Consider the following 2,490-nt stretch of genomic DNA (forward strand, 5'->3'; position numbering starts at 1 on the left):
CGCGCGCGCAGCCGCACGAGCCGGCGCGGGCCGATGCGGCGGATAAGGTCGGCCTCCGCCATAGCGGGCAGCGCTCGGAAGCCGCCGGCGCGCTCATAGGCGCAGCGATGAATGAGCAGCCCCTGTTCGAGGCGCGGCAGACCGGTCAGCAGCCTCGCGGCGGCCGACAACCCTTCGGCGAGCCTCGCCCTGCCCCCGAAATCGTCGAGCGCGAAGCGGAACGCAGCCCCGCGGGTCGCGGCGTCGCCGGCGCGTTCGATCGCGTCCATCACGGTCCCCGCCTCGCGGTGCCAGCCCTCCTCCAGCACGACCCCCGGCTCCAGGAACAGCAGCCATGGGCCCCGGGCGGCGCGCGCCGCCGCGTCGAGCCGGGCGCCGCGCGTCGCGTAGCCGCCGAGCGCATTGCAGCCGGCGAGGTCGGCGACCTCGAGCGTCGCGTCGGTCGAGCCGCCATCCGCTACGGTCACGTCGCGCACCACGCCGTTCGCGGCGGCGGGCACCAGCGAAGCGAGCGTCGGCACCAAGGCGCGCTCGTCGTTTCGCGTGGGGATGATGACGCTCAGCATGGTTCTCCGCCTAGCATGCCAGAAAGCCGCTGTCCGTTGCGTTTCTGTGCCGGGAGCAGAGGAAAATGACGCATTTTCGCCTATGTTCTTGATTTGTTCCAAGGCGGCCGTTACTCTTCCGCCTATGACGCAGTCATTCGCCCTTCAGGCCGACGTTCCCGCCCCCGCGGACGCCGCTCGGCGCCGCGGCCGCGGGGCCGTGAGCAACGCCAGCGGCCGGTTCGAGCCCTATGCGCGTATCGAGGAGGACGACGGCTGGGACAGCCTCGGCGACCTGCCGCCCTTCCGCACCGAGGTGGCGCTCGAGAAGGCGCGCACCGCGATCACCCGCAACCAGTCGCCCGACATCGCCTTTGATCGCTCGATCAATCCCTATCGCGGCTGTGAGCATGGCTGCGTCTACTGCTTCGCGCGGCCGACCCACGCCTTTCTCGGCCTATCGCCAGGCCTCGACTTCGAGTCGAAGCTGACCGCGAAGCCCAATGTCGCGGACCTGCTGCGGCGCGAGCTCGCCGCGCCGAACTACAAGCCGCGCACCATCGCGCTCGGGACCAACACCGACCCCTACCAGCCGATCGAACGGACGCACCGGCTCACCCGCAAGATCCTCGAGGTGCTGGAGGAAACCCGCCACCCGGTCGGGCTCGTCACCAAGTCGGCGCTGGTGCTGCGCGATCTCGACATTCTGGCGCGCATGGCGACGCAAGGCCTCGCCAAGGTCGCGATCTCGATCACGACGCTCGACCCGAAGCTCGCGCGCGAGATGGAGCCCCGTGCGCCGACGCCGTCCCGCCGGCTCGCCACGGTCGCGGCCCTCGCCCAGGCCGGGGTGCCGGTCACCGTGCTCACCGCGCCGATCATCCCCTCGCTCAACGACCACGAGATCGACCGGCTGCTGGAGGCCGCACATGGCGCCGGCGCGACCGAGGCCGGCTATGTGCTGCTCAGGCTGCCGAATGAGATCAAGGACCTGGTGCAGGAATGGCTGCTGGAGCGGCATCCTGGCAAGGTCCGGCGCATCCTCTCGCTGGTCCGCGACACCCGCGGCGGCAAGCTCTACGACAGCGGCTGGGGCGTCAGGCAGACGGGCGAGGGCCCGGTCGCCTGGATGATCGGCCGGCGCTTCGAGGCGGCGGCGAAGCGGCTGAAGCTCGACCGGCGGCGCCTGCGCCTGAGGACCGACCTGTTCACGCCTCCGCGGGGGACCGGCGGGCGGATTCAGGAACAATTGAATCTTTTCGGATGATCATCATGTGTCGCAGTCACTTCGTGGAGGGCGACTGGCTCGCAGGCGTTCATGCTTCAGTTGCGTCTCACGCTTGTCACGCTCGGCGTCGAGGACGTCGCGCGGTCGACAGCGTTCTACGAGGCTCTCGGCCTCGTCCGTTCGCCGGCCAGCACTGAAAGCGCGTCTTTTTTTGACGTCGGCGGAGTGGTGCTCTCGATCTACGCCCGCGCGGCGCTCGCCAGGGACGCCGAGCTCGACCCCGAGGGCGAGGGCTTTCGCGGCCAGTCGCTGGCCTGGAACCTCGGCTCGGAAGCCGAAGTCGATAAGGCGATCGTGCGGATGGTCGCGGCGGGCGCGGGCTTGGTGAAGGCCGCCGAAAGGACCGTCTGGGGCGGCTATGCGGGCTATGTGACGGACCCGGACGGCCATCTCTGGGAGGTCGCCTGCAATCCGGGATTTCCGCTTGGCCAGACCGGCCGGCTGCGGTCGTCCGCCTGAAAGCGGGTCGCGCCCGGCGCCCGAATCGACCATGCTGGCGCCATGCCGCGCGCCGCGCAGAACGCTCCCAAAACCAAGCCTGACCGCCCTGCGGCGGCGCTGCGGGCGGCCGCGCCCGTCGCGACCTTCGCGCGCGAAGAGGCCGCGATGGCGGCGGGCTTCCGACTGGTCGCGGGAGTCGACGAGGCGGGCCGCGGG

The 2,490-nt window shown here is 70.6% G+C and carries 3 protein-coding genes; 2 read left to right on the plus strand and 1 reads right to left on the minus strand.

Annotated features, from left to right (window positions below; genetic code table 11):
- A partial coding sequence (locus EK403_RS10530; RefSeq protein ID WP_245479628.1) for a glycosyltransferase occupies window positions 1-566 on the minus strand: 566 nt, incomplete at its 3' end.
- A 124-nt stretch (window positions 567-690) separates the two neighbouring features.
- On the opposite strand from EK403_RS10530, the gene EK403_RS10535 reads away from it, so the two are divergent.
- Window positions 691-1,812: a PA0069 family radical SAM protein gene (locus tag EK403_RS10535; protein WP_206659526.1), complete on the plus strand. Its 1,122-nt coding sequence runs from the start codon at window positions 691-693 to the stop codon at window positions 1,810-1,812.
- Window positions 1,813-1,863: 51 nt separating this feature from the next.
- A complete protein-coding gene (locus EK403_RS10540; RefSeq protein WP_128777460.1) occupies window positions 1,864-2,292 on the plus strand; it encodes a VOC family protein in 429 nt (142 codons plus the stop codon).
- Window positions 2,293-2,490: the final 198 nt, after the last annotated feature.

The organism is Hansschlegelia zhihuaiae (genome assembly GCF_004103825.1).
Lineage (GTDB): Bacteria > Pseudomonadota > Alphaproteobacteria > Rhizobiales > Methylopilaceae > Methylopila > Methylopila zhihuaiae.